Raw genomic sequence first — 23,414 nt, 5'->3', positions numbered from 1 at the left:
CACGCGCAAACCTGATGCCGCGCCCAGCCATGGGTCAGTCCAGCGCGTCCAGGTAATACCAACGGCCGTCCTCGCGCACGAAACGGCTGTGCTCGGTCATGCGCACGGCGCTGCCGCCGCCGATGCGGTAACGCGCCAGGAACGCGACCTCGGCGCGGTCGGCGCCGCTGACGACGACCCGCTGCACGGTCAGGCCGAGCCAAGTGGTGTGCGTATCCAACTCCAATTCCGCCGGGCGCGTGGACGGGTGCCAGCTGGCGCGCAGATAGTCGGCGTCGCGGCGCACGTAGGCGCTGTAGCGCGAACGCATCAGCGTTTCGGCGTCGGGCGCGCCGGCGCCGGCATGGTAGAGCCCGCAGCACTGCGCGTACTCGCGCGGGCGGCCGCAGGGACAGGGATCGGCAAGGCGCGGGGCGGACGGAGACATGCGCCGATTGTGCCGGCTGTGACGGCGCGGCGCACGCCTGCGCTGCCGTGCGCGGCGGCCCCCGGCTATGCTTGCGCCCCCCATCGCACGGAGCGCCGCCTTGCTGGAACTGATCCCGACCGAGCTGCCGTGGCTGCTGTGCATCGCCTTCGTCGCCGGGCTGGTGGATGCGGCGGTGGGCGGCGGCGGCCTGATCCAGTTGCCGGGGCTGTTCGCGACCCTGCCGCAGCAGGCGCCGGCGGTGCTGCTGGGCACCAACAAGTTCAGCGCGATGGCCGGCACCGGCGCATCGGCCTGGCGCTATGCGCGCAACGTGCGCTTCCCGTGGCGGCCGGTGCTGTACGCCACCGCGGCCGCGTTCGCGTTCTCCTTCCTCGGCGCCACCGCGGTCAGCCTGCTGCCGAAACAGGCGGTGCGGCCGCTGATCCTCGCGCTGCTGATCGCGATGCTGGCCTACACGCTGGTCAAGAAGGACTTCGGCGCGCTGCACCGGCCGCGCCACATCGGCCGCCGCGAACTGGCCATCGCGCTGGCGATGGGCGCGGCGATCGGCTTCTACGACGGCTTCTTCGGCCCCGGCACCGGCAGCTTCCTGATCTTCCTGTTCATCCGCTTCTTCGGCCTGGACTTCCTGCGCGCCTCGGCCGCCTCCAAGGTGGTCAACCTGGCCACCAACCTGGCCGCGCTGTGCTTCTTCGTGCCCAGCGGGCAGGTGCTGCTGGCGGTGGCGGTGCCGATGGCCGTGGCCAACATCGCCGGCGCGGTGGCCGGCACGCGGCTGGCGCTGCGCGGCGGCACGCCGCTGATCCGGCAACTGTTCCTGGTGCTGGTGGTGGTGCTGATCGGCAAGATGGGGTGGGATCTGCTGCGCTGAGGCGCGGCCGTATCGGCGCGATCGCAGATCGGTCGTCGCGCTAGCCGGCCATTGCGGCGCGCAGGCGCGGCCACGCGTAGTTCCAGGCGATGCGCTCCTGCTCCAGGCGCGGGGCAGGGCCGAACTCGCCGCCGCGCAGGCGTGCGTAGAAGCCGCGCTCGGCATCCGTCAGCGCAACGAGTTCTCCAGCCTCGGCGGGATGCGGTGCGGGCTCGTGGCCCCAGAGCTCGCGTGGCGTCGCATGCAGGGTCGGTTCGTCCATCAGCACCGAGGCGACATGCCGCGCATGTCGGCGTAGCCGGTCCAGGATGGCCAGGCCATGGGTATCGATATCGCCCCAGTAGTACAAGGGGCACTGCTGCAGCCACGGCATCTGCTCGACATAGGACACCGCGTAACCGCGCGCCATCAGCAGCAGCGTGCCGGGCAGGTCCTCGCAGGCCAGGCCGGTCTCGCGGTTCTCCACGATCAGCACCTGCCGCACCGGCAGCTGCAGCGCGGCGACCTCCCCGATCGGCGCCTGGATGTCGTCCAGCCCGCCGAGCCGCACGCGCAGGTCCGGATCGAGCAGGCGCAGGCGGACCCGGTCGGGCGCGTGGCGCAGTCCGGACAGGCTGTCGAAGCCGCGCGGTTCGGCGATGCCGCGCAGCCCGGCCAGCCAGTCGGCGATGATTCCGCGGCGCGGCTCGATCCATTTGCTGTCGATGCCGGCGATCGGCAACTGGCGCAGGAACAGGCCGCTGTCGCGATGCGCGTGCAGCCACTCGACGACCGCGAGCAAGCGCACGAAGTCCGCTTCCGGCGCATCGGCGAGCAGGTCGAACTGCCGGCGCAGACGCGCGGCAAACCCCAGTGCCTGCGGCCAGCGCGCGACCAGCGCCGCGCAGCGCTGGCGTGCGCGCTGCCAGCGCGCGTGTTCGCCAAGCGCCAGCGCGGCCTCGTCGGCGTTCGGCTGCCAGGCCTGCGGCAGACATTGCGGGCCGAGCTGCGGCCATTTCACATCGCGCCATTCCACGTGCCCCGGCAACGGCGTGGTGCGCCAGGCGCGCAGCCAGGCGCCGAACGCCTCGAATCCGGCGCTGGCCTGGGCCTGGGTCGGCATGCGCAGCGCGACCAGTTGCGGCACGGCCTCGCCCAGCAGCCAGGCGCCGCGGTGCAGCCGCCATTGCCCGCGCAGCGCGGCCAGCGCGGCGTCGGGCAACAGCATCGCGTTAGCGCGCGCCATCCACGTCAGGCCTTCGGCTTGGATTTGGGTTTGGGCTTCGTCTTGGACGTCGGCTTGGACTTGGGCGGCGTGCGCTGCGGCGTGGCTGCCGTGGCGGCGGCAGCATCTGAAAGCGCAGGGTCAGCCACAGCGCTGCGTACCACCGCCACGGCGCCAGCGCGCAGACGCTGCGGCGCCGGCTGCGCCTGCTCCGCCTCCGGCGCTTCCTGTTCGTCCGGCGCGGCCGCGGTGGCGTCCGCCGCATTCGCGCCACGCGTGCGCTCTGGCAGCTTGAGCCGGCGCGCCTGCTCGTCGTATTCGATCAGCAGTACGCCCGAGTCGTGGCGACCGCTGATCTCGACGAAACAGGCGCCGCCGATGAACGGCTCCAGGGTCATCACCGATTTCAGCGGCGTGGCCACCACCATCTGGAAACCGAAGTTCTCGAAGATGTTCATCGCCAGCGCGGTGAACTCGTTGTCGGCCTTGTCGAAGGCTTCGTCCAGCACCACCGCGCAGTAACGCGGCAGTTCGCCGTCCTCGCCGCCGAGCTGGTAGCGCAGCGCCGCGGCCAGGCAGGTGGTGGCCAGCTTCTGCCGTTGGCCGCCGGACTTGCCGGCGCCGCTGCGGTAGATCTCCACCTGCTGGCGGGTGGCGGCATCCAGCTCCACGCCGACGAATTCCACGTGCAGGCGCACGTCCAGCACCAGCTCGCGCCAGCGCTTGTCCTCGCCGTCCTGCGAGCCGAGCCGGCGCACCAGTTCGCGCAACACCGCGAACTGTTGTTCGGCCAGTTCGCGCTGCTCGGTCTGGTGGTGGCCGAGCACGTCGCGCAGGCGCTGGTGGAACTCGATCACCTCCGGCAGGCGGCGGTCGCCCAACTCGATGGTCAGCAAGGTGCCGCGGTTGAACGGCACCTGCTCCAGGCTGGCGTTGACCTCGTCCAGGCGCTGGGCGATCGATTTGCGCGCCTCGGCGGTATGCCGCTGCAAGGCCAGCAGGTTGTTCTTGCTCTGGCTCTGCAGCAGGTCGAAGAAGCGCGCCTCGTGCTGCGGCAGGCCGTCGCGTTCCAGGCGCTGCAGGCGCGCGAGGAAATCCTCGGCGCTGCCCAGGCCGACGGTGAAATCGCCGCTGTCTTCGGGCCACTGCTGGCAGTAACGGCGGAAGCAGCCGAGCAGCAGTTGCTCCAGGCGGTTGTGTTCCTTATCGCTGGCGCTGGTTTGCTCGACGAGGGCATTGCCGATCTGGCGGAAATGCGCCTCGAGATTGTCCAGGCTGAGCACGCCCAGGCCAGCGAGACGTTCGTCGAGCCCCTGCCGCTGCAGCGGCGTGACCACGCGCGCGTCCGCGTCGGCGCAGGACAGCCGTTGCTTCTCCAAGCGTGTCCGTTCGACGCCGAGCGCGATCCGCTCCGTCCGCACGCCCTCGAAGGTGCGCTCGGCCTGCTTGATGTCCGCGCGCGCATGGTCGATCGCCTCGCCCAGCGCGCGCAGGTTGGCGTCGCCCTCGCGCAACTGGCGCAGCGCCGTGGCGATGTCGTTCAGGCGCTGCAGCGGCGCGGCCACGTCGATCTCGTCCCAGGCCAGGTTGGCCAGGGTGTGCTGGGCAAGGCGCCGCGCGCCGTCGCGTTCGCGGCGCGCGCGCAGCGCGGCCACGTCGGCATCGCAGGCGGCGATGCGCTGCGCCAGCGCCAGGCCCTCTTCTTCGAACAAGGTCAGCTTGTCGCGGTTGTCGAAGCCCAGCAGCCAGCGCCGGCGATCGTTCACCGCGTGGCGGTCGTCCTTCTCGTAGCGCTCGCCGGGATGCTTGACCTGGCCTTCGCGGGTGATCGCGCGCTCGGCATGGCGCAACGCCTTGGCGCTGTCCACGCAGTCGTAGTCGAAGCGCTTGCCCAGTTCGCGGCGCAGCCAGCCGGCGAAGGCGTGCTCGCGCAGTTCCAGCTTATGCAGCAGCGAGCCGGCGGCCGGCGCGCGCCCAGGCAGGGCGTGTTCGTTGTCGCGCACCCGGTAATAGACCAGACGGATGCCCAGATGGGTGCGGTTGACCCAGTCGGCCACGTCGGCGTAATGGCGCTCGTCCACCAGCAGCGATTGCGCGAAGCCGTGCAGCACGCGCTCGATGGCGCCGCGCCAGTCGGCGTCCTCGCTGCGCACCTGCAGCAGCTCGCCGACGAACGGCAAGGCCGCCTCGGGCACGCCGGTGTCGGCGCTCAGGCGCGCGCGCAGCGCCTGCATCGGCGCCGGGATATTGGACGGGTTGCGCTTGAGCGCGTCGATCTCGGCGCGCACCTCGGCAAAGCGCCTGGCGTCCTCGGCCTTGCCGGCGATGCGCTGGCCGATCGCCTCGTCGAGTTCGGCGGCCGCGCGCGTGCCGTCCTCCAGCGCCGCACGCGCCTGCGCGGCCTGTTCGGCGAAACCGTGCGCGCTGCCGGCCAGCACCTGCTCCAGCTGGCGGCAGGCCTGCTCCGCCTGGCTGCGCTTGGCGGCGCGGCGGTCGCGCTCGGTTTCCTGCTGGCCGCGCTCGCGTTCCAGCGCATCGATGCGCTCGCCGCCCTGCGCGCGACGCTGCGCTTCCAGGTCGTCCAGGCGCCGCTGATGGTTCTCCAGCGCGGCGCGGCGCTGCCCTTCCTCACCGGCCAGGCCGCGGTCCTGCGTGTCCAGTTCCTGCAGCCGCGCATCCAGCAGCGCCAGGCGGCGCTGCTCGCGGTAGCTGTCGATGCCGAGCTTGAGTTCGTCCAGTTCGCTGCGCTGGCGGCGCACCGCCATCAGCTCGGCGTGGTGCCCGCGCGCCGGCAGCAGGGTCTCGACCTGGCGCCGTGCGGTCACCACCGCCTGATGCGCGCCGTCGAGCTCGGCGAAGTCGCCGACCAGGCGCTCGGCGGCGTCGAAGGTCTTCGGCTCCTCGAGCATGAAGCCGCGCAGGAACGCATTGAGATCGCCGAGGTTCTTCGCCGACTGGGTCTTGTGCAGCAGCCGCAGCGCCATCTCGTTGCCGATGCCGAGCTGGTGGCGGAAGCGTTCGGCATAGCCGGCGAAGCTGTCGAAATGGTGCACGTCGTGCAGGCGCTGCTTGAGCTTGCGCAGGTCCAGGTCGAAGCCGTCCAGGTCGGCGGCGATGTCGAACGCGCGCTCGGCCACCATGTAGTGCTTGCGCACGTCGGCCGCGGCGGTGCCGTTGCCGGCGATCCAGAACAGCCGCACCAGGCTGACCACGCGGTCCTCGCCGTTGCGGTATTCCAGCACCAGCGCGGTCCAGGTCGCGCCCTTGCGCAGGTACTGGGTGGCGATCTCGCCGGATTCGCTGTCCTGCTGGTCGGCCCAGGCGCCGCGCACGTAGGACACCAGGTTGCGGTCGCGGCCACTGCGCTCGGCTTCGCGCGCGGCGGCGTTGAAATCGACGATGCTCGGCGGCGTCAGCAACGCCGACATCGCATCGAGCAGGGTGGACTTGCCCGAGCCGGAGCGGCCGACGAACAGGAAGCCGCGCGCGGCGATCGGGATCTCGGTCAGGCCGGAAAACGTGCCCCAGTTGTGCACCTGCAGGCGGCGCATGCGGAACTGCTGGAGGCGCGGATCGGGCAGATCGCCGGCGAACAGGCCAGGCGTGGAAGCGGAGGATTTCATCCGCACAGTCTAGGGACGGGGACGCGCGGAACCAAGCCGGCGCGGGCGCTTTCGCGGCAGTCCGCGCCGGCGAAAGCGCGCCCTAGGCGTCCTGCGCAGCTTCGGCCTCGTCCTCACCGCTGCCCGGGCCTTCGCGCAGCTGCCGGTACACCTGCGCCAGCGCAGCGACGTCCTCGGCCGAGAACAGCAGCTTCAGCGCCGGCGAGACTTCGTAGCGTTCGTCCTCGCCGCGCAGGCGGGTCAGGATGTGGTTGTCCTTCATCTTCTGCACGGCATTGCCGACCCGGCGCAGGAAGCCGGCGCGGTCGGTGGACAGGTTCTTCTCGTACACCGCCAGCGCTTCGCCCAGCTGCGCGTCCTCCACCACCGCGCGCAGTCCGCGCGCATCGGCTTCGGCCAGTTGCTGGCGCAGGTACAGCAGCAGCACCGAATCGATGAAGGTCAGCGGCGAGGAGCGCAGCAGCACCGGCGCTTCCAGCTCGCCGGTGTCGGCCTGGCGGGTGAAGGCGATGCCGGCCTCGCGGTCCAGCACCAGTTCCAGGAACAGGTCGGCCAGCGCGCTGCGGATCGCCGCCTCGCTGCGCAGCAGCGCCGGCCACAGCTTGCTGTGGCGCTGCGCGTCCACGCTGGGGCCGCTGAGCAGTTGGCACAGCGCGCGCCGCGCCTCCACCGGCAGGCGCCCGCTGTCGCCGGGGAACAGGCCGGTGCCGGCGTCGGGCGCCGCGCTGTCGGCCGCGTCCGGCAGGCGTTCCTGCTCGGCATCCAACTCGTGCTCATGCCAGTTCATGGCGTTTCTCCTGGGTGAACCACACCAACGGAATGCGCGCGCGGCGCCACTGGCCGTCGCCGCCGCGCCATTGCGCGATCTCGTGCTGCCCGGCAGCGATCACGCCATGGCGGGTGCCCAGCGACAGATAACCGATCACGCTGCCCAGACCCTGGCTGGCCTCACGCTGCGTCAGCACCTGGGCGATGGACAGTTGCGGCTGCTCGGCGAGCAAGTCGAATAGATCGCGGCGCAGGCTGCGGAAGTCGATTTCCGACTGCGCCACCAGGTCGCCGACGCTGTCCAGCGAAATCGCCGCCGCCTCGTTGCGCTGGATGCCGCCCTCGACCTGTTGCTGGCGCGGGTCGTGCAGGCGCCATTGCGCCAGCGAGCGCAGCCGGCTGGTGGTCAGGTTGAGATCGCGGCCGATGCCGCGCTGCGCGGGAATGTGGTCGCGCAAGGCCAGCGCCTCGGCCTGCGCCTGCTTGAGCAGCTGGTTGAGCCGGCGCTGCTCCAGATAGCCGCGGCTCTGCACGAAACCGCGCAGGCTGCGCGCGAAATGCTGCATCACGTCGTGCACCTGGCCGCCACGCTCGAGCATGGTGCCGGTCAGCCCGCGCAGGAAGCCGCGTTCGCGCCGGTCGAGCTTGCGCGCGAAACCGCGCGCCAGCACCGTCTCCAGCGCCGCGTCGAGCTGCGCGCTCTGCTCGGCATCGTTGAGCAAGGCCCAGAACGCCTGGAAACTGCGCCCGGCATCGCTGTCGCCGATCACGTCCACGCCTTCGAACAGCTTGCCCAGGATCTCGCCGCGCTCGCCCTCGTCGTCGATGATGCGCTCGCGGAAATCGCGGTTGAGCTGCTCGAAATCGTCGCGGACGCGGCGGAAATCCTCGGTCAATTCGTCGGCCAGCGCGATCACCTGGCGCGCGCGTTCCAGCGCGCGCTTGCCGTCCAGCGCCGCCACCTTGCCCTTGGACACCCGCGCGATCTCCGCGTCGATGCGGTCGCGCTCGTCGCGCAGCGCCGACAGCCGCGCGTCCGGATTGGTCTCGGTCAGCGCCGCCAGCTGCGCCAGCTGCTGCATCACCAAGGCCAGGCGGCTCTCGGTGGCCGCGCCGCGCGCATGCTCCAGGCCGTCGGCGAAACGGATCGCCTGCGTGGCCTGGGTGGAGAGTTCGTATTCCTCCTGCTGCGCGCCTTCCGGCAGCCGCCGCTCCAGCCAGCCCTGCGCCAGCCAGTGCGCGACATAGGCTTGCGCGGTGCGCGGCAACTCGCGCGACAGCTGGTCGGCATTGAGTTCGTCGAGCATGCGCTGCAGGCGCTCGTGCAGCACCGCCGCCGGCAGCCGGCGTTCGCTGTCCAGCAGCAGCGACTGCAGCAGGCCGATCACTTCCGGCGCCTGGTCGGCGGCGAGCAGCTTCCACAGCGGCTGCTCGCGCATGGCGCGGTAGCGGGCGATGCGGGCGCGGTGTTTCATGCCGATGCTGCCGGGCGCAACGAACGTGACGAAGACGCGGAAAGGCTAGCGCGGCACCGCATGCGGCACGCTCAGCGCACGCCGCCGTCGATGAAGCGCAGGAACTCGGCGCGGGTGCGCGCGTCCTCGCGGAAGGTGCCGAGCATCTTCGAAGTGACCATGCTGACGCCGCGCTTGTGGATGCCGCGGGTGGTCATGCACTCGTGCGCGCCTTCCACCACCACGCCAACGCCCAGCGGCTGCAGCACGTCCTGGATGCACTGCGCGATCTGCGCGGTCATCTTCTCCTGCACCTGGAAGCGCCGCGCATAGGCCTCGACCACGCGTGCCAGCTTGCTGATGCCCACCACCTTGCCGCGCGGCAGATAGCCGACATGGACCTTGCCGATGATCGGCGCCATGTGGTGCTCGCAATGGCTTTCGTATTCGATGTCGCGCAGCACGATCAGTTCGTCGTAGCCGGCCACTTCCTCGAAGGTACGCAGCATGTACTCGCGCGGGTCGGCCTTGTAGCCGCTGAACCAGTCGCCATAGGCCTCGGCCACGCGCCGCGGCGTGTCCAGCAGGCCCTCGCGGTCCGGGTCCTCGCCGGCCCAGCGCAGCAAGGTGCGCACGGCGGCTTCGGCCTGGTCCTGGGTAACGGGGGAGTCGGGGGTCTTCTTGGAATCGGCCATGAGCGAAAACGCCCGTGAGGGGGGCTGCATGGTACCCGAGTCGCACGCGTGCCGCCGAAACCGGAGGCCAACGTCCCGCCGGGATCGCGGCGCTCGCCGCGGCACGGGCGCGGTGGTCGCGCCCATGCCGCCGCCGGCTTCAGCCGCGTCCGGCCGCCGCCTTCGCCGCCCGGCGCTCGCGCATCGCGCGCTCGTCGTCCAGCCAGTTCGCGCCCTTGTTGCTCAGGAAGAACATGTACACCACCAGCGACACCGCGATCACCGCCGTGGCGTACCAGACGAAGGTGGTCACGTGGCCGGTCTTCAGCGAGGCCTGGTACAGCAGCGGCGCGGTGCCGCCGAACGCCGAGTTCGCCAGCGCATAGCCCAGGCCCACGCCCAGCGCGCGGATGTGGGTGGGGAACAGTTCGGCCTTGACCACCGCGTTGATCGAGGTATAGCCGGTCAGGATCACGAAGCCGCCGGTCAGGATCGCGAACGCGGTCAGCCAATCGCTCTGCTTGGGCAGCTCCAGCACCAGGAACCAGGTGTAGAGCACGCCGCCGATGCCGAAGAACACCAGCAGCGTCTTGCGCCCGATGATGTCCGACAGCCAGCCGCCGACCGGCTGCATCAGCATCAGCACGGTCAGCGCCACCAGGTTGATGATGGTGCCGGCCATCACGTCGTCGCCGGCGAACGCGGTCTGGATCATCTTCGGCCCGGTGACCGAATAGGTGTAGAAGGCGATGGTGCCGCCCGCGGTGACCAGGAAGCACAGCAGCAGCGGGCGCCACTGGTGCACGAACAGCTCGTGCAGCGAACCGGCCGAGCGCGCCCCGCCCTTCTTGGCCTCGGCGATGGAGTCCGAACCCAACGACTCGTCCATCGTGCGGCGCAGCCAGAACACCACCAGCGCGCCGATGCCGCCCAGGCCGAACGCCAGGCGCCAGCCCCATTCTGACACCCAGCCCTTGTCGGCGAAATGCAGCATCAGCAGCAGCGTGGTCTGCGCCAGCACATGGCCGCCGACCAGGGTCACGTAGTGAAACGAGGACAGGAAGCCGCGCCGGCCCGGGATCGCCGCCTCGGACATGTAGGTGGCACTGGTGCCGTACTCGCCGCCGGTGGCGAAGCCCTGCAGCAGCCGCGCCAGCAGCAGCACGATCGGCGCGGCGATGCCGATCGTGGCCACCGTCGGCGTGACCGCGATCGCGAACGAACACAGCGCCATCAGCGACACCGAGATGGTCAGCGCCAGGCGGCGGCCGTAGCGGTCGGCGAAGCGGCCGAAGTACCACGCGCCGATCGGCCGCATCAGGAAGGTCATCGCGAAGATCGCCCACACGAACATCGTGGCGTTCTTGTCTTCCTTGGAGAAGAACTGCGATTCGAAATAGGTGGCGAACACCGAATAGACGTAGACGTCGTACCACTCGACCAGGTTGCCGGCCGAGCCCTTGAGCGTATTGGACACCGAGCGGCGAAGGCTGCCGGGCGCGGCGCCGGAAGCGGCGGCGGTCGAAGATGCGGGTGTGCTCATGCGATGAGACCCTTCAGCTGGACATCGCCGGAGTATAGGTGGCGATGTGCGAGGGCGCTGTCGCGAACGGCCTCAGCCAACCCGAGCGGCACGCGCGCGCGGCGCGTTGCCACCGTGCATCATTCCACCGCCTGCGGCGCGCCGAGCGACTTGCTGTACATGCCCGAGCGATCGAAGCAGCAGGCGCGGCGCTTGCCCGAGGCGAGCATGTCGCAGGCGCTGGCGATGCGCTTGACCCGCGTCTCGGCCTTCTTGCCCGAGACGATCCAGAAGATCCAGTCGCGCCGCGCCAGCGCGGTGATGTCGTCCCAGGTCGCACGCGCAGCCGGCTCCGCGGCGAGCGCGGCGGCCAGGTCCGGCGGCACCGCCGGTTCCGGCTCCACCGCCACCGGCGCGATCTCCAGCGCCACCGTCTCGCCCACGGTGACCCCGGCCGCCGCCCGCAGCGCTTCTTCGACCTTCAGCCAATGGCTGCCCTGCCCATCCGGCTCCAGCGTGGCCTGGAACGGCTGCCCGGCGAGCGTGCCGTCCACGCTGACCATGCTGCGCGTCGGCAGCCTGGCGCTGGCTTCGACGGGCAGGACCAGGAAGGTCCAGGCCGCATCCTTCGGCGCGGCCGGCCGCAGCAGCCTCGCCTTGAAGCGAATGGTGGCGTTGCCCTTGGACATGGCGCGGAAGATAGCACTGCGTGCCGGCGGGTGATCTGGCAGCGGCCGGGAGCCCGCAGCCCCACGCTGGAGCGCCTCATGGCGCTGGCCGCGGACCGCCGTGCGGTGTTGCGGACGCCGCCCACGCCGACCACGTGCAGGCGTGGCCTGGCCGGATCGCCATGTCCCGCCAACAGCAACAGACCCTAAGCGTGCTGCGGCCCGACAAATGAACGGAGCCTCGCACGCGTTACGATGGCGCCCCCACGGCCGCACCCTGCAGACCCCCCATGAAGGCCCGCACTCCCGACGCAGCCGCGGCGGCATGAGCAACGCGTCGCATCGCGCGGACCCCCGGGCCAAATCCTGGGTCGAACGCCTGGACCCCTGGATTGCCGCCATCGTCAGCGCAGTGCTGCATCTGCTGATGTTGCTGCTGTTGCTGCTGGCCGACCCGCCCACCATGAGCACGCCGCAAGGCGCGGCCAGTGGTGGCCGGACCAAGGTGGACTTCATCGGCGCCACGCGCCAGCCGGTGCATCCAGCCAAGACGCCGCCCTCGCCCACCCCCGCGCAAAAGCCGGTCGCGGCCAAGAAACGGCGCGCCACCTCGCCGGTGCAGTCCACGCTGGTCGCGCAGTCCGACCACCCGGTGCCGCCGCCCGATCCGGCAGCCACCGCCAGCACGCCGGCACCGCCCGCGCCCACGCCGGCCGAGCAACCGGCGCCCCCGCAGCCGGACCCCGCCACCCAGCAGCAGGCCCAGGCCCCCGCCAGCGCACCCGAACCGACCCAGCGCCGCGAGACCTGGACCGGGCGGCCGCCGGGCGCGATCGACCAGGATCTGGGCCCCAACGAAGCGGGGCTGGTGCGCGACGGCGGCGGTCGTGGCGGGCGCCGCGGCGACCCCAGCGACGCCGGCCCCAGCATGGAACTGGGCGGCTACCTGGTCTATTACGACCTGCGCAGCGAAACCCTGCTGCGCGCCTGGATGGACCAGGGCATGAAGGAATTCTTCATCCTGCTGCCCGGTACCCAGTACCGCATGGCCTGCCCGCTGGAGATCGCGATGAAGCGCGGCTCCGGCAAATGCCGCGCGCTGCCGCCGGACTCCCCGGAACTGAAAGCCATCGGCGACGCCCGCGACGTCATCACCATGCTGCAGGTCTACAAGCAGGGCGAACTGGTCTGGCGCGGGCCGGGGCCGTACAAATAGTCCACCTCCCCTCGGGCGAGGGCTGGGACAAGAGTCCGCGCGATCGACCAAAGCCCCTCTCCCCCCGGGAGAGGGGTTGGGGTGAGAGTCCGGCGCGAAAGCGTCTCGCTGAGTTCGGGCGCGCGAGGCTTCGCCCGTACCCTCATCCGCCCCTGCGTGGCACCTTCTCCCGACGGGAGAAGGAACAGCCGCTAGCCCCTCTCCCCTCGGGAGAAATGTTCGCTCACCTTCCGCAGCGATGCCGACACGTGAGTGCGCGCCATGCAATGTGCAAGAACGCATCGCCGCACTCCCCGCGCGCCTACCGCCACTGTGCAATCACCTGGCCACCGCCATCGATCGACACACCCAACGTGAATAGAAGCGTGCACAACCTCACGCGCCATCACGCTTCATTTGCAATTGCCCATTGGCCTTGTTGATAGAGTCGCCGCGCGTCCTCGGCGGCAGCCCACTTGTGCCACGTGGCCGACCGCGACGCTTGGAGCAATTCAATCAATAGGAGGTGTCACGTGCACTGGAAGTCCACTGTCGCAATGCTCGCCCTGTCCGCCGCCGCCCTGCCGGCCTTCGCCCAGCCCGACCGGCAAGTGGTCGAGGACATGCTGCTCCGCTCGGCCAATGTCTGCCCCGGCCACAGCACCGACCGCACCGCGCCCACCGTGAAAGCCGTGCCCGTCGGCGCGTTGCGCGTGATGCTCGACCGCGGCCTGGTCATGTGCCCCGACCGCCGCCTGGATGCCGAAGCGCCGGCCGTGTTCTACGGCAGGCTCGGCGTGTTCGCCTGGAATCCCGAGGTGAAGGCCGGCTCCACGGTGATCGTCAAGCAGATCGGCGCCATGACCCGCAACGAGGAATACCCCGCCGAGACCCTGGTGTGGGACGCCAACGGCAACGCACTCAAGCAGCAGACCGTGCCCATGTTCGAACCGAAGCCCGGTGCTGCGGTGCTGTACAAGGTGCGCTAATCCGCTTCGTCCTGCCTGCGCAGCCGCGCAGGCAGCTACATCCGGCCGGCATGCCCTGATGGGTAGCCGGCTTTTTTGTCTTCTACGCCGCGCGCACTGCTGGACGCATACGCGAGCGCGGCATGCGCCATGACCTACGGCGAAACCAGGCGGCCACCCGACGCCGCGGCCTCGCCGCTTCGCGCCACCCAATCGATGTGATCGCCCATACCCGACATGCACTGCATGCCGGATTATCTTTCAATGCGCGGCGATCACCTTTAATGCGAGATAATCGAATACTGAAAGATCCATTTTCGAATGACGCGCGGCGCCATCTAATTTTTCGCTATCGGCGAAACAGGCATAAATCCATCGAAAGCATGTGGATTTCAGGCGAATTTCTGCACCGGCGTGCCGCTCCGCACGCTGCCACACAGACGCGCTACAGGATTTATTTTCGCTGCGTGTCTCGATATTCGCCCGATTGCCGCGCGAATCCATACTGCAGATAAACATTGCCGCGAATTGTCAGAAGAACAGTCGAAGCACCGTAGTAGGGTTGCCCCCCACCCCACCCTCCCGTGCCACCGGGATTTACTTGCGAGGACGTTTTTCATGGCCACACTGCGGAATCGGCTGGCGCTGCGCGTCCTGTCCACCATCGGCGTTGCGGGCGCGCTGCTGCCCCTGGCCGCGTCGGCCGCACCGGCGCGCGGCACGCTGCTCAAGAGCAATGTGCTGACCAGCTACACCCACCAGGCGATCGGCACCCTGCTGGCCAACGACCAGTCCACCGACCAGGCCAAGTGCGATGTGCGCGTCGCCGAGTTCACCTACGCCACCATCGGCGTCGACGGCGAGCCCGCCACCGCCTCCGCAGCGCTGCTGGTGCCGGGCGGCAGCCAATGCACCGGGCCGTTCCCGCTGGTGAGCTACAGCCAGGGGACCGAGTCGCTGCGCCGCGCCGAGCAGGCCAAGGAAATCCGCGACGCCAAGGGCGACGACACCATGGTCACCCACCTCGCCACCCAGGGCTACGTGGTGGTCAGCAGCGACTACCTCGGCATCGGCCAGTCCAACTATCCGTTCCATCCCTACCTGCACGCCGCGTCCGAGGCCAGCGCCAGCATCGACGCCCTGCGTGCCGCGCGCCAGGTGCTGCAGCGGCTCAACACCCCCCTGTCGGGCAAGGTCATGCTGACCGGCTACTCGCAGGGCGGGCATGCCGCCATGGCCACCCAGCGCGAGATCGAAGCGCACCTGTCCAACGAATTCCACCTGGTCGCCAGCGCGCCGATCTCCGGCCCGTACGCGCTCAGCCAGACCTTCCGCGACGGCTGGAGCGGCCACAGCGTCGTGGGCGAGAACACCTTCGGCATCGTGCTGGCCAGCTACGCCATCGTCGGCATGCAGCACACCTACCACAACCTCTACCTCGACCCGGCGCAGGTGTTCCAGGATCCGTGGGCCAAACAGGTCGAAGCGCTGTTCCCCGGCACGCACAGCCTGACCGACCTGGTGCTCGGCGACACCCTGCCCGGCGTCGACAAGATCCGCCAGTACTTCCAGCCCGGCTTCTACAAGGACTTCGCCAGCAACGCCAACGACCCGTTCCTGCGCGACCTGGAGCGCAACGACCTGCTCGACTGGGCGCCGCGCACCCCGACCCTGCTGTGCGGCTCGGACAACGACGCCACCGTGCCGCTGAAGAACGCCACCACCGCCGTCGCCGCGTTCAAGGCCCGCGGCAGCAACCAGGCGTCCGTGCTCGACCTGGGCAGCGGCAAGCCCAGCGACAACAGCGCCTTCGAGCACCTGCTGACCAAGGAAGCCTGCACCGTCGCCGTGCGCCAGCAGTTGTTCGACAAGCGCCGCTGAGTTCGCCGCAGAGGATCGCAGGAGCAGCCTCCTCCCCCATGCCCTTGCGATCGCCAGCGAGCGAACGCTGCCGCGCCTGACCATCGGCGCGGCAGCGTCAGGGGCAATGGCCGCGCGGAATGCGCCGATCGCGCATCGCGACTAGCGGGTGTGGCCGAACCAGCATGTCGCGAAAGCGGACCAACAAGGCGCGGACCTTCCGCGCAAGCGCGACGCAGCACCGCACTCCCGGCACGCGCTCCTCGATCAACCTGCATCGCCCCCGATGCGGGCAGCTCCCGCAACTGGCGCTGCCTGCATACCACCGCGCAGCGCATGCACCACCGCACGACCAACCGCATACAACAGCAACGGCACCATCCAACTGGCCCACAGCAACAGCGCGATCAGGCCAGGCGATGGCGTCATGCCCAACCCGATCGCCGTGGGAAGCGCCAGCCGGAACAGCACAGGGGCCAGCGTCGCCAGATAGGCGCGCACCATCCAGCGCTGGTGGCGCAGCACCTGGCCGCGCAAGATCGCCAGCAACCCCATCGACGCGGTGACCAGCCACACCAGCGCCGTCACGGAAAACGCCAGCCGGATCGACAGCGGCGCCGGCGACGTGGCGATCAAGCCGACCGCCCCGACCATCGCCACCGCCATACCGGCGAAGTAGACCCGCCCCACCCAGCGGTGCAGCCGCGGCCACCGCCGCCAACGCTGCGTCGCGAACTGCAGCGCGCCGAGCAACAGGCCGACCGCGCCGCCACCCAGGTGGCACCACAGCCAGCCGCGGCGGGTCAGGAACATGGCGTAGGCCGGCGACTGCAGCGATGCGTACTTCTCGTACACCGAGTGCACGAACTCCCCGGCGAACACCGCCAAGGCCAGCCACAACAGCCACCAGGCCAGGCGCACGCCTGGCTTGGTGCGCGGCGCCACCACGCGACGCTCCACTGGCACTGACTCAATGCCCATGCCTGCCCCTTCGCACTGCCGAACCCTCGGCAGCGGCACGCTAGCACGGCGGCGCTCACCCGGCAGCCGCAGCGCCAGACCATCATCGGACCGACCCCACGCACAGCGGAGCACACCGCAGCGGCCGGCCGGGCCGGTGTTCAACCGTCCATGCGCACGCCTGCGCATGGACGCACGCGCGTCACTCCTCCCCGGCTATGCGCACCACCAACGCGCCATCGCGCACCTCGATCCGCAAGGTGCTACCGATGGCAAAGCCCAACTGTTCCAGCCAGCGCCCACGCAGGCGCAGCGACGGCACCACCTGGTTGCTGGCCGGGTAATAGCCGTAGCCCATCTTGCAGCGCTGCGGCGGGCGCGGGCGGCGGGGTGCGCGCGGCGTGCGGGCCTCCTCGGCGGCAAGTTCGGCGGCGATCTGCTCGGGCGTCAGCATCGGCGTGAGCGTCGGCTCGACGATGGTCCAGTCGCGGCATTGCGCTGTATGGCGCGGCGCACGCTTGCGCGAGGCGGCGGCGGTAGGGGAAGGCGGCTTACGCATGGCGAGGCTCCCCGTGCGACACCGGCGCCAGGCCATCGCCGCCCAGCCGCTGTGCGTGGATCTCGTCCACGATCCCGCGCACCGCGCGGGCGGCAGTGAAGATGCTCTCGCCCAGGATCGACACGCTCTTGTCGTCCAGCGGCGCCCCGCTACACACCGCCACCATGTCGCTCTGCGCGGTGATGGTGCGCAACAGCGCGTGGAACTGATCGAGTTGCTGCAGGGTGACGCCGAAGGTGAAGTGTTCTTCCTGCGTGGGCAGCGTGGCCGCTGGGGCCGTTTGCGGCAGTGCGGCGGTGGTGCGGGCTTTCGAAGTCGTCATGGCATCCGTCCTCGACGTGGGCGGACGGCTTGTCCGCAGCTTCATAATATCCCTTTTTCGGATATTTGAAAAGGGGATATAGCTTTGCTGCGGGCCTCCGAGCTTGCAGACATGCCGACCAAGTCGATCCACAAGAAGGACTACACAATTCTGCTGCGGCAGCTACGCGAGCTTCGTCTCGCTGCTGGGCTAACCCAAGCCGGCCTGAGTGCGGCTTTAGGACGCCCGCAATCCTATGTCAGTGACGTCGAGCGAGGAGAGCGCCGAATGGATCTTCTGCAGCTTCGGGATTTCTGCAATGCCTGCGGGTCTACGCTCACTACGTTCGTCGCTGAGTTTGAGCGGGAACTAAAGTGACGACCAGAGCGCGCATATTTATCGCAACGGATTCGCTGCTTCAGTTCTTCTGCAGCACGTGTTCGCTTCCGACCACAAGCGAACACGACCCATCCACTTCCGCCAACCCTGCTTCCAGAGCGCTACCCAAGGCGAGATCATCCACTCCTCAGGTTACAGCCCTTACCTGACACGGTCTGCGAGGGCAGTGAGCTGATCCACTATGGCGAGCACAGAAACTTGAGCAATCGTCCGTGGTGTATCGAGCTTTAGCTCTGCCTCCAGTGCCAACGCCAAAGCATCGTAGAACGGTGCTTCGGACTGGAGATATGATTTGACATTGGATACTCGATAGGCCTTACGGATGGCCTTGGAGAGCCGGTCAGTGGTCATCGGAGCCCCAGCAATCAGCTCGATAGCATACGCATTCGGGTCCAAGCCTGTGAACATCCCTTCGGATTCGATCAGGCCTGGCACCTCTTTTGATGGATCGGCTAGCTGAGCGAGCAGCTCCCGCTTTCGATCATCAACGCTCTGCGCCTCGATTCGGTCAGCAAGGGTCCTGATTACATCCCAAACGGGCAAGCCGCTCGCACCTTGATGCTCCAATAGGAAATCCAAACCGGCCTCATCACAAGTGATTCGAGAGGCATCGTAGTTCGAGAAGGCCGCATGCATCTGCCGATCGAAATCTTCCTCCGTCTCTGCAATAAAGCCCAGTTCACGAAAGTGCCTGAGAGTACGGTAAAGTTCGAACAGCTCGACCAAGTCGCCGTCCATTCCACGTTGAATAAGAGCTCTCGCCTCTACAATTGCCGACTGAAGCTCCACATCTGACATCTGGCTATAACCATTTAAGGTCGCTTGTAGCGCGCGTGCCTGTGAGCTGGATTCCACGGCGTGAAGAGCAAAGTCCTCAGCAATCATTGCAACGTCCGCCTCACCACCACCAATCAGCGCCGCGAATGCTGGCGACTTCGGCCACGTTGCCCCCTCTCCTTCTAACCCGCTGTCCTGTAGCAAGAGCGCGGCGCGTGTCACGATGTCATCGGCCGCGTCTGATGCGTTGTTTCGATTCATATTCATCTGAATCGCCACATCCATACCACCGATGCGGAAGACATTGGCAGCGACTTCAAGCTCGGCGGCGTCACGGCTTGCAGAGAAGGTCCAGAAGCACACGGCACTCAGAAGTGGGCGGATATCGCTCTGCTCCACAGGACGGATCTCCGTAATCATCGATGCGGCTTCAATGATGAAGTACCGCACCGTTCGTAGGTTTGACGCGCCACAGAGGCTTAGCAATATCTCGATGTAGTCGATATGCCGCATCAGCAAATCGCGCGTCACTTGGTCCGCCAGTCCCCTGACCACTTCCGCACTGAAAGAAACGAAGTTTGGAGTGACAGCAACCGTGCGACCAATTATTCTTTCTTTGGATACTCTAAAATCCTTCCCGAATTTCTCTACCGCCCTCTTTTCATCGGCTAATAGAACGCAATGTATCCGCGCTCTATCAAGCAAGTTAATGATGAATCCAAAAAGTACTGGGAAATCTCCTGCAAACCTCTCCACGTCATCGAGGCAGACTACGGTTTTTCCCGAAGAGAAATCGGACTTCAGTTTGATGTCATCCGGCTCAATCTTCACCGCTCGCAGCAATGCCCGACCGATAACGGTGACAGCTTCCCTCATTGCTTCATTTCCCAGGCCACTCAAAGAGGCTTGGAGAAGCGCTGACTCGAGTTGCTCTTGTGATTTGAGCCCTGCAACAGACAAGGTTATCGGCTCTCGACCGATCTCCTCTAATGTTTGCGAGAACTGCTCCCATTGATACGACTTGCCGCTACCCCAAGGGCCGTTTAGCAGAATTGCGTGGCCAGACGGCGGAGCAATTAGATATCTTTTTATGGGTTCCATACGCCTTCTATCCAATGCTGAGTGACAGGCTCAAATCCTATTCCATTAGCCATGGATAAGACATCGCCTCGATCCATGAGACCAGAAGAAATACCTGTTTGAGGAACATATTTCCTCTGGCCCGTATATCCTTCGGACGGTGGACTAGACCGTTACCTTGAAGCCCTCATGTCTCGATTCGTAGACGGGGCCAGTACAAAGCGGACAACCGCTGATTCTGGCGCTATGGTTGGTTCTGGGACGGGGGTCGCATGGGACGTAAACGGGGAAATACCGGTTTTGATGCGCTGGCTGCGTTGCCGTGGCCGCTTGGGCTAGCGGTGGGCATCGCCGGCTTTCTTGCCGTGCGCTATGGACTCGCGTTGTGGCTCTCCCAGCACGGCGGCATGTTGGCGCAAGGCATCGCGCAGCACTCGGACAGCACGCTCGCACCGCTTGCGTGGATCGTGCTGATCGTCTGTTGGATCGCTGCGCTCTTCTCCTTCCTCGGCGCACGCCATCGCGGCCGCCTACTGGATACCCGTACTACCCTGGAAAGCATTGCCGCCGGCGGTTGGCGCCAATTCGAATTGCTGGTCGGCGAAGCCTTCCGCCGCCATGGCTACAGCGTGGAAGAAACCGGTTTGGGTGGCGCTGACGGCGGCATCGACCTGATCCTGCACAAGGACGGCCGCCGCACGCTGGTGCAGTGCAAGCAATGGAAACGGCAGCAGGTCGGCGTCAGCGTCGTGCGCGAGATGTATGGGCTGCTGGCGCATCACCAGGCACACGCGGTGAAGATTGTTTGCATCGGCAGCTATACGAAAGATGCGGCACGGTTTGCACAGGGAAAACCAATAGAGCTGATCGGTGCCGAGCGCTTGCTAGAGATGATCCAGGCGACACAACGCGGCGGTGCGGCTGGGGCATCTCTCAATTCCCGGATCAAGCCAGCACTTGTCCCAAGGATCGACGTGCCACTCAATCGCCCACGTGCCGACAGTGTGGGAGCACATTGGTGCAGCGGACCAACAGGCTCACACGTGAAGTCTTCTTTGGCTGCAGTCAGTTCCCGGGATGCCGAGGAACCGGGTAGGTGAATGTAAATTCATACTTATTTCGCCATGCGTTATGGCTGGGACGATAACTTTTCGAAATATTCTTGGCCACAAATGAGCTAAAGCTCTTTTCAGTCCAGAACGGACCAATATAAAATTATTTTATATTACAGGAATCGACAATGGCAGGGGTATCTCATAAACAACAACTCGATGTCATCGATGGAACACCAGAAAAGCGACTTTTTTTATCAATTATCAGCGACTACGATCTTCTGACAGGAATATGCGAACTTATTGATAACGCCATTGACTTATGGATCGATAACGGATGCAAAACACAACTCAACATTAAAGTGATTTTAAATGATTCACGTCAGATTATTCGAGTTATAGATGATGCTGGAGGTGTACAAGAAAGTCAGCTGAGGCTGCTAATAGCCCCAGGCGCCTCACGAAATAAATCTTCAAAAAATATAATTGGCACCTTTGGCGTCGGCGGCAAGCGTGCGGGGGTCGCTTTGGGGGAATTAGTTGAAATCCAAACTCGCCATAAGAAAGGCAAGAGCCTTCAGCTCGATATTACACGGGAATGGTTAGCAAATGATGATTGGTCTCTTGCTGCTTATGAAATTCCTGATATCACTCCAAATACTACGAGCGTGACGATATCTCAGCTTCGCCAACAGATGAGCGATACTGATATCAGCAAACTACATAATTATCTACGGGCTACATATGGATGGTTCATCCAAAACGGATGCTCTATAGAACTAAATGAAGATCAAATTCATCCGATTACCTTTGACTGTTGGGCATTCCCTCCAGAGTTCGGCCCTCGTCGAACAACATTTAACGTCCATCCTGTCGAAAATAAAAAGCTAGCCGTTAAAATAGAGGCGGGCTTAATTCATGACCGAGATCCAGAGACCGAAAATTACGGGGTTTATTTTTACTGCAACAATAGACTTATAGTTAAGGACTTAAAAACCCGCGATGTGGGTTACTTTGTTTCTGGTGAAGCTGGCGTACCTCACCCTGACGCGTCCCTTTGTCGAGTTATCGTTAATATTCATGGCCCTGCAGAACTTATGCCATGGACTAGCAGTAAAAGCGGAATAAACTATAGCCATGAAACATTCATACAATTACGCCCCACCTTAATCAACCTAGTTAGCTATTACTCTTCGCTCTCACGCCGCCTTAAAAAACAATGGGAAGAAGAAGTTTACGCATATCGAACTGGATCAGTACAAGATGTACAGCCTGAGGATGTAGCTACAAAACGACGCATGGTGCTTCCTGACTTGCCACGCATTCGTAAAATGCCTCGAATCCAAGAGCTTAAGGAGCGCAACCATCGCAAAATAAATGCACAGCCTTGGACGATAGGCTTGATAGAAGCAATGGGGATGGTCGATCTAATATCTCGCCAAAAGATAGATACACGCAACCGTATTGCCCTAATTCTTCTTGATAGCAACTTTGAAATTGCGATCAAAGAATTTATCGTATCACGACAAGATCTTTTCCCAGTCAACAAATATAAGAATAGCAACATTGCCACTTTATTTGAACAAGGACGCAAGGCGGTGGTAAAAGAGGTGCAGTCGCACATTTCACTAGAGCCCACCTTAATAGCAAAAATTGATCATTACTACTCCTTGAGAAACTCACTGATCCATGAGCGAGCTACTCAACAGATCACCGATACACAAATAAATGATTATCGTAAAGTTGTAGAGAAAGTTCTTAATTTACTATTTGGACTGAGGTTTCCAAGCTAGATACCGAAAAACGGGGTCAGGTTCACTTCCTACTGGAAACCGGGGTCAGTGTGCACTCCTCCCCGGCCACCATCACCTGACGGCGTGGATGTCAGCTCCAGCCCACCGACCGGGTTGCCCGATTGACGAGTCGCCGGAACGCACCACAGAATCCGCTCCCGCCCCACAGTGGGTTCTCTTCGCCGTTGCGCCTCATGCAGCACGCTCCCCCCGGGTACGACTGTCCGTTCTGCGGTATCGCCGCCACGCTGCCCTCGCCTGCACCGGAATCGGCCGTTGTCCTGGTGGATGCCAACGTTTACGCCTTGGTGCCGACGCACCACTACGGCGGCATCCACGGCAACTGCCTGGTGATCCCGCGTGGCCACTACGAGAACGTATTGGACATGCCGGACGAGCTGGGCCGCGAGGTCTTTCGCGCCACGCGGCGCCTGGCGCACGCGATGCTGGCGGCCTTCGGCTGCGAAGGCATCTCCACGCGCCAACACAACGGGCCGGCCGGCAATCAGGATGTGTGGCACTACCACCTGCACGTGTTCCCGCGCTACGCGAACGACGGGCTGTATGGGGGGCAGAAAGTGCGCTACGCCAACGAGGAGCGCATTGCGCTGGCCGCCCGTCTTCGGGCTGCGCTGCCGTAAGCGTGCTCTCCTGGAACTGCCTGCATCCCCTGCCTGGCTGTGGCCCCGTGCATAGCTCTGAGACGCAAGCACCGGGCAAGGCCCAGCGGAACCCTTGGCGGGGCTGCCCTTTCGGCACGATGGGTGCCTGACGCCCCCCCTGCACTCTTGACTTTCCATACAGCCGCAACGCCTCATCCTTGCCGCGATTTCAACACCGGAGCGCTGTAAATGACGAAGTGGATGGGTGCCGCGCTGGCCGCGGCGATGCTGCTGGCCGGCTGCGCCAAGGTGGAGGGCGAAAAGTTCGTCGGCCACTGGGTCAACGTGCAGTCGCAGGACGACGTGATGGACATCGAACGCAATGGCGAGTCCTTCATGGTGCGCAACACCACGCCGCGGTTCTTCAGCCGCAAGCCCAAGACCGAGAGCTACCCGGCCATCTACAAGGACGACGTGCTGCAGGTCTCCAACGACGGCGAAACGGTGAACTTCGCCATCGACCAGGCCAATGGCCACCTGCGCACCGGCAGCGACGAGTACCAGCGCGTTCCGGCCAAGTGAGCGCGTCGCCCGGGCGCTAGGCCTGGAAGGAACGCCGCGCCGCTGCCTCTCGGGCCGGCGCGGCGTCTCCAC

At 65.7% G+C, this 23,414-nt stretch carries 21 protein-coding genes and 1 pseudogene; 9 read left to right on the top strand and 13 right to left on the bottom strand.

The genetic code is table 11. The features are described from left to right. Nucleotides 1–34: 34 nt before the first annotated feature. A complete protein-coding gene (locus HEP74_RS00850) occupies nt 35–427 on the bottom strand; it encodes a YchJ family metal-binding protein (protein ID WP_185814782.1) in 393 nt (130 codons plus the stop codon). 100 nt (nt 428–527) lie between these two features. On the opposite strand from HEP74_RS00850, the gene HEP74_RS00845 reads away from it, so the two are divergent. Then, entirely contained in the window at nt 528–1,301 is a 774-nt protein-coding gene (locus HEP74_RS00845) for a sulfite exporter TauE/SafE family protein (protein WP_185814781.1), read from the top strand. Nucleotides 1,302–1,341: 40 nt separating this feature from the next. Here HEP74_RS00845 and HEP74_RS00840 read toward each other — a convergent pair whose 3' ends face one another. The 7 genes from HEP74_RS00840 to HEP74_RS00810 all read right to left on the bottom strand — a co-directional run bounded on the left by HEP74_RS00840 (nt 1,342) and on the right by HEP74_RS00810 (nt 11,235). Further along, entirely contained in the window at nt 1,342–2,526 is a 1,185-nt protein-coding gene (locus HEP74_RS00840) for a Wadjet anti-phage system protein JetD domain-containing protein (RefSeq protein ID WP_185814780.1), read from the bottom strand. Nucleotides 2,527–2,531: 5 nt separating this feature from the next. Beyond that, nucleotides 2,532–6,128 carry an ATP-binding protein gene (locus HEP74_RS00835; RefSeq protein WP_185814779.1) on the bottom strand — a complete coding sequence of 1,199 codons (3,597 nt, stop codon included), beginning with the start codon at nt 6,126–6,128 and terminating at the stop codon, nt 2,532–2,534. Between the two features lie 82 nt (nt 6,129–6,210). Then, the gene (locus HEP74_RS00830) at nt 6,211–6,915 is read right to left on the bottom strand and encodes a DUF4194 domain-containing protein (protein WP_185814778.1); all 705 of its coding nucleotides are present in this window, start codon (nt 6,913–6,915) and stop codon (nt 6,211–6,213) included. Continuing rightward, entirely contained in the window at nt 6,902–8,371 is a 1,470-nt protein-coding gene (locus HEP74_RS00825; RefSeq protein ID WP_185814777.1) for a DUF3375 domain-containing protein, read from the bottom strand. Before HEP74_RS00825 ends, HEP74_RS00830 begins: the two co-directional genes overlap by 14 nt. 71 nt (nt 8,372–8,442) lie before the next feature. Next, entirely contained in the window at nt 8,443–9,045 is a 603-nt protein-coding gene (gene folE, locus HEP74_RS00820) for a GTP cyclohydrolase I FolE (protein WP_179570518.1), read from the bottom strand. A gap of 139 nt (nt 9,046–9,184) precedes the next feature. Then, the gene (locus HEP74_RS00815) at nt 9,185–10,567 is read right to left on the bottom strand and encodes an MFS transporter (RefSeq protein WP_185814776.1); all 1,383 of its coding nucleotides are present in this window, start codon (nt 10,565–10,567) and stop codon (nt 9,185–9,187) included. 119 nt (nt 10,568–10,686) lie between these two features. Beyond that, nucleotides 10,687–11,235, bottom strand: a complete 549-nt coding sequence (locus HEP74_RS00810) for a YdeI/OmpD-associated family protein (RefSeq protein ID WP_185814775.1) — start codon at nt 11,233–11,235, stop codon at nt 10,687–10,689. A 304-nt stretch (nt 11,236–11,539) separates the two neighbouring features. Between HEP74_RS00810 and HEP74_RS00805 the strand changes: the two genes are divergently transcribed. Together HEP74_RS00805 and HEP74_RS00800 are read left to right on the top strand one after the other, a co-directional pair. Further along, on the top strand, nt 11,540–12,430 hold the full coding sequence (locus HEP74_RS00805) for a type II toxin-antitoxin system RelE/ParE family toxin (protein ID WP_185814774.1): 891 nt from the start codon (nt 11,540–11,542) through the stop codon (nt 12,428–12,430). 536 nt (nt 12,431–12,966) lie between these two features. After that, nucleotides 12,967–13,398, top strand: a complete 432-nt coding sequence (locus tag HEP74_RS00800) for a hypothetical protein (RefSeq protein ID WP_185816435.1) — start codon at nt 12,967–12,969, stop codon at nt 13,396–13,398. A gap of 240 nt (nt 13,399–13,638) precedes the next feature. On the opposite strand, the gene HEP74_RS00795 is transcribed toward HEP74_RS00800, so the two are convergent. Continuing rightward, entirely contained in the window at nt 13,639–13,896 is a 258-nt protein-coding gene (locus HEP74_RS00795) for a hypothetical protein (RefSeq protein WP_221893148.1), read from the bottom strand. Between the two features lie 99 nt (nt 13,897–13,995). Here HEP74_RS00795 and HEP74_RS00790 point away from each other — a divergent pair, with 99 nt between their 5' ends. Then, on the top strand, nt 13,996–15,258 hold the full coding sequence (locus HEP74_RS00790; protein ID WP_185814772.1) for a lipase family protein: 1,263 nt from the start codon (nt 13,996–13,998) through the stop codon (nt 15,256–15,258). 246 nt (nt 15,259–15,504) lie between these two features. Here the strand turns inward: HEP74_RS00790 and HEP74_RS22025 are convergent, their stop codons facing one another. The 3 genes from HEP74_RS22025 to HEP74_RS00775 all read right to left on the bottom strand — a co-directional run bounded on the left by HEP74_RS22025 (nt 15,505) and on the right by HEP74_RS00775 (nt 17,078). Further along, nucleotides 15,505–16,218: a DUF2306 domain-containing protein gene (locus tag HEP74_RS22025; RefSeq protein WP_185814771.1), complete on the bottom strand. Its 714-nt coding sequence runs from the start codon at nt 16,216–16,218 to the stop codon at nt 15,505–15,507. A gap of 181 nt (nt 16,219–16,399) precedes the next feature. Further along, nucleotides 16,400–16,756, bottom strand: a complete 357-nt coding sequence (locus HEP74_RS00780; RefSeq protein ID WP_185814770.1) for a SymE family type I addiction module toxin — start codon at nt 16,754–16,756, stop codon at nt 16,400–16,402. After that, a complete protein-coding gene (locus HEP74_RS00775) occupies nt 16,749–17,078 on the bottom strand; it encodes a hypothetical protein (RefSeq protein WP_185814769.1) in 330 nt (109 codons plus the stop codon). The genes HEP74_RS00780 and HEP74_RS00775 overlap by 8 nt, the downstream gene beginning before the upstream one ends. Nucleotides 17,079–17,189: 111 nt before the next feature. Here HEP74_RS00775 and relB point away from each other — a divergent pair, with 111 nt between their 5' ends. Further along, nucleotides 17,190–17,435, top strand: coding sequence for a type II toxin-antitoxin system RelB family anti-toxin (gene relB, locus HEP74_RS00770; RefSeq protein WP_185814768.1), 246 nt, complete (start codon nt 17,190–17,192; stop codon nt 17,433–17,435). Nucleotides 17,436–17,597: 162 nt separating this feature from the next. Here relB and HEP74_RS00765 read toward each other — a convergent pair whose 3' ends face one another. Further along, on the bottom strand, nt 17,598–19,334 hold the full coding sequence (locus HEP74_RS00765) for a P-loop NTPase fold protein (RefSeq protein ID WP_185814767.1): 1,737 nt from the start codon (nt 19,332–19,334) through the stop codon (nt 17,598–17,600). A 251-nt stretch (nt 19,335–19,585) separates the two neighbouring features. Here HEP74_RS00765 and HEP74_RS00760 point away from each other — a divergent pair. The 4 genes and pseudogenes from HEP74_RS00760 (at nt 19,586) to HEP74_RS00745 (ending at nt 23,342) form a co-directional block, all read left to right on the top strand. Beyond that, nucleotides 19,586–20,409 (top strand): annotated as a pseudogene (locus HEP74_RS00760) (restriction endonuclease). Between the two features lie 144 nt (nt 20,410–20,553). Continuing rightward, nucleotides 20,554–22,158: an ATP-binding protein gene (locus HEP74_RS00755; RefSeq protein ID WP_185814766.1), complete on the top strand. Its 1,605-nt coding sequence runs from the start codon at nt 20,554–20,556 to the stop codon at nt 22,156–22,158. Between the two features lie 194 nt (nt 22,159–22,352). Continuing rightward, a complete protein-coding gene (locus tag HEP74_RS00750; RefSeq protein WP_255427834.1) occupies nt 22,353–22,799 on the top strand; it encodes an HIT family protein in 447 nt (148 codons plus the stop codon). Between the two features lie 210 nt (nt 22,800–23,009). Next, nucleotides 23,010–23,342: a hypothetical protein gene (locus tag HEP74_RS00745; protein ID WP_185814765.1), complete on the top strand. Its 333-nt coding sequence runs from the start codon at nt 23,010–23,012 to the stop codon at nt 23,340–23,342. Nucleotides 23,343–23,414 lie beyond the last annotated feature (72 nt).

The organism is Xanthomonas sp. SS (assembly GCF_014236835.1).
Lineage (GTDB): Bacteria > Pseudomonadota > Gammaproteobacteria > Xanthomonadales > Xanthomonadaceae > Xanthomonas_A.
This window is presented reverse-complemented; position numbering and strand designations above follow the sequence as displayed.

Excerpts from the sequence above, each read along its gene's own strand:
- folE (WP_179570518.1), bottom strand. The coding sequence starts at position 9,045 with ATGGCCGATTCCAAGAAGACCCCCGACTCCCCCGTTACCCAGGACCAG.
- HEP74_RS00815 (WP_185814776.1), bottom strand. The coding sequence starts at position 10,567 with ATGAGCACACCCGCATCTTCGACCGCCGCCGCTTCCGGCGCCGCGCCC.
- HEP74_RS00805 (WP_185814774.1), top strand. The coding sequence starts at position 11,540 with ATGAGCAACGCGTCGCATCGCGCGGACCCCCGGGCCAAATCCTGGGTC.
- relB (WP_185814768.1), top strand. The coding sequence starts at position 17,190 with ATGCCGACCAAGTCGATCCACAAGAAGGACTACACAATTCTGCTGCGG.
- HEP74_RS22025 (WP_185814771.1), bottom strand. The coding sequence starts at position 16,218 with ATGGGCATTGAGTCAGTGCCAGTGGAGCGTCGCGTGGTGGCGCCGCGC.
- HEP74_RS00780 (WP_185814770.1), bottom strand. The coding sequence starts at position 16,756 with ATGCGTAAGCCGCCTTCCCCTACCGCCGCCGCCTCGCGCAAGCGTGCG.
- HEP74_RS00745 (WP_185814765.1), top strand. The coding sequence starts at position 23,010 with ATGACGAAGTGGATGGGTGCCGCGCTGGCCGCGGCGATGCTGCTGGCC.
- HEP74_RS00810 (WP_185814775.1), bottom strand. The coding sequence starts at position 11,235 with ATGTCCAAGGGCAACGCCACCATTCGCTTCAAGGCGAGGCTGCTGCGG.
- HEP74_RS00835 (WP_185814779.1), bottom strand. The coding sequence starts at position 6,128 with ATGAAATCCTCCGCTTCCACGCCTGGCCTGTTCGCCGGCGATCTGCCC.
- HEP74_RS00830 (WP_185814778.1), bottom strand. The coding sequence starts at position 6,915 with ATGAACTGGCATGAGCACGAGTTGGATGCCGAGCAGGAACGCCTGCCG.
- HEP74_RS00840 (WP_185814780.1), bottom strand. The coding sequence starts at position 2,526 with ATGGCGCGCGCTAACGCGATGCTGTTGCCCGACGCCGCGCTGGCCGCG.
- HEP74_RS00790 (WP_185814772.1), top strand. The coding sequence starts at position 13,996 with ATGGCCACACTGCGGAATCGGCTGGCGCTGCGCGTCCTGTCCACCATC.
- HEP74_RS00775 (WP_185814769.1), bottom strand. The coding sequence starts at position 17,078 with ATGACGACTTCGAAAGCCCGCACCACCGCCGCACTGCCGCAAACGGCC.
- HEP74_RS00795 (WP_221893148.1), bottom strand. The coding sequence starts at position 13,896 with ATGTTTATCTGCAGTATGGATTCGCGCGGCAATCGGGCGAATATCGAG.
- HEP74_RS00850 (WP_185814782.1), bottom strand. The coding sequence starts at position 427 with ATGTCTCCGTCCGCCCCGCGCCTTGCCGATCCCTGTCCCTGCGGCCGC.
- HEP74_RS00755 (WP_185814766.1), top strand. The coding sequence starts at position 20,554 with ATGGCAGGGGTATCTCATAAACAACAACTCGATGTCATCGATGGAACA.
- HEP74_RS00765 (WP_185814767.1), bottom strand. The coding sequence starts at position 19,334 with ATGGAACCCATAAAAAGATATCTAATTGCTCCGCCGTCTGGCCACGCA.
- HEP74_RS00800 (WP_185816435.1), top strand. The coding sequence starts at position 12,967 with ATGCTCGCCCTGTCCGCCGCCGCCCTGCCGGCCTTCGCCCAGCCCGAC.
- HEP74_RS00750 (WP_255427834.1), top strand. The coding sequence starts at position 22,353 with ATGCAGCACGCTCCCCCCGGGTACGACTGTCCGTTCTGCGGTATCGCC.
- HEP74_RS00825 (WP_185814777.1), bottom strand. The coding sequence starts at position 8,371 with ATGAAACACCGCGCCCGCATCGCCCGCTACCGCGCCATGCGCGAGCAG.